Origin of the sequence: Microseira wollei NIES-4236 (assembly GCF_020521235.1) — a bacterium.
Lineage (GTDB): Bacteria > Cyanobacteriota > Cyanobacteriia > Cyanobacteriales > Aerosakkonemataceae > Microseira > Microseira wollei.
Window position 1 is genome coordinate 1 of record NZ_BLAY01000409.1, and the last position, 2011, is coordinate 2011.

The 2011-nt window shown below is 47.1% G+C and carries 2 protein-coding genes; one reads left to right on the plus strand and one right to left on the minus strand.

The genetic code is table 11. The annotated features are described in order from the left end of the window. Positions 1-18: 18 nt before the first annotated feature. Positions 19-1386, minus strand: coding sequence for an RNA-guided endonuclease InsQ/TnpB family protein (locus MiSe_RS48820; RefSeq protein WP_264197150.1), 1368 nt, complete (start codon positions 1384-1386; stop codon positions 19-21). A 68-nt stretch (positions 1387-1454) separates the two neighbouring features. On the opposite strand from MiSe_RS48820, the gene tnpA reads away from it, so the two are divergent. Next, on the plus strand, positions 1455-1865 hold the full coding sequence (gene tnpA, locus MiSe_RS48825) for an IS200/IS605 family transposase (protein WP_226594729.1): 411 nt from the start codon (positions 1455-1457) through the stop codon (positions 1863-1865). The last annotated feature ends 146 nt before the right edge of the window (positions 1866-2011 follow it).

The window sequence follows — 2011 nt, forward strand, 5'->3', positions numbered from 1 at the left end:
GTGACATCCTCCCGACGTTCATCTGAGTACAGATAGAACGCGGGCTTCCTGCTTCGTTGTTACTGCCCTGGTTGGGGCAGAATTTAACGCATTTTTGAGTGAGGCGCTGTCCATCCCCACTGTATTAAGACCTATCCATTTGATGAGTTTTCCCGAATTTACATCTCTCGGTAGACTCTCCAGACAATGAGGGCAATCATGCCAGCGGTCTTTTAAGGACTTCGGCACTTGACCCAGGCAAGCATGGCAGTACTGGGAAGTTCCACTAGGGTCTACCTTGAGGACTCTTTTACCGAGCTTAAAGGCCACCCATTCCAAAATCTTCACAAATTGACCCAGCGCGGCATCCGTCATAGACTTGTTCAACCCTGACTTTGCCGCTTGTCCATTCGGCATAATCTTGCCATCTGAATTCGTCTTGAGCTGATTGCGCCGGATCAAGTTCTTCAGTGCCAGGTCTTCAATAAAAATGACTTGGCAATCCTCAAACAGTTTGTAGGCTAGTTTGAATTGCCAATCTTTGCGAGACCGTGCCAAGGAGCGTTGATACCAAGCAATCCGTACCGCTAGAATCTTTCGGCCAATACTGCCATGAGGCGTTCTTGCTTTCTTGGCTTGCAGCCCTTGCATTTTCTCCTCTAGTTGTCTGAACCAGCGGGGAAACTCAACTTGAGTCCCATCAGAGCAAGAGGCAAAGAATTCTAGGCCAAGGTCAATCCCTTTCGAGTTTTGTTCAGTGGGCTGTATCTCTACAACCTCCTTCGGAACCGACTCATCATCTAGAGCAAACGATATTGAATAACCATCCAGCTCTTTAACGATGGTCGCCGTCTTAACTGTAAACCCTGAAGGAATCGGACGATGCTCCATAAAGGAAACTACGCCTATTTTTGGCAGATCCACTTGCCCTGTACCGACAATTTCAACCCCTTGCGGGAAGCAAATTGAACGGTAATAGGGCTTGCCCTTGAATTTGGGCTTCCCAGACCGTTTCCCGTTGCCGTCTCCCTTCACAAATCGGTCAAAAGCATTCGTTACCCGCTCAATCACGTTCTGAAGCACCTGAGACGGCATCTCCTTGTATTCAGGAAATAGCCGCTTCGTACTGGTCAGATCGTCTTTTTGAACATTGGGCCAATCCACATACCCTTGATTGATCAGGGAATATTCTTCTCCTTTGCGTTTCCCTTTGCTTAGGGTCTTAGAAAGTGGGATATTCCGATAAATGTCTTCAACCGGAACGATAGAGACATTCAGAGGGCAAGCATTTACGGGAGTACGGGTTGAATCGAACCAACGGAACCTCTCCCCTAGCCTGAAATTGTATTGCCGCCTAGATAGCTCAATCCATTCATCAATCACTTGGGACTGATGGGCTTCTGGAATGAGTTTTTACTGGTAGGCAAGTTTCATGTTTCTATTATAATCAATGTGTATTAAAATGGCTACACTGAGTGAAAACAGATTTTGTATCGAGTGGTAGATCCGTGTCTGACCTGAAAGCTCATCTTGTTTTGACGACCAAGTATCGCCGCAAGCTGCTGACGGGCGAAATGATTCAACGATTAGGTGAGATTATGGGCGATCTGTGTCAGAAATGGAACTGCAAAATCGTTGAGTTTAATGGCGAAGATAATCACATCCATTTGCTGTTTCAGTATTTGCCGCAGATGGAGCTACCCAAATTTATGGGAAATTTGAAGTCTGTCTCTAGTCGAAGGCTTAGAGAGGAGTTTCCGGATGTAGTCGATCAAGTTTACTGGAAAAAGGTTTTGTGGAACGAATCCTATTTCATCGCTTCCTGTGGTGGGGTCACGATCTCGGTTTTGAAAAAATACATTGAGGAGCAAAACACCCCTGAGTAGTGGCATAGATAATTTGTTCGTCTCGGCACTGTTGCCTTCCCTCGCCTCTGGCATTGGTCAGGCAACGTACCTCGACTCACGCGCCTCTCATCCCGACGCTCACCTGGGTACAGGTAGAGCGCGGGGCTTCCCGTCTACAAGCTAAA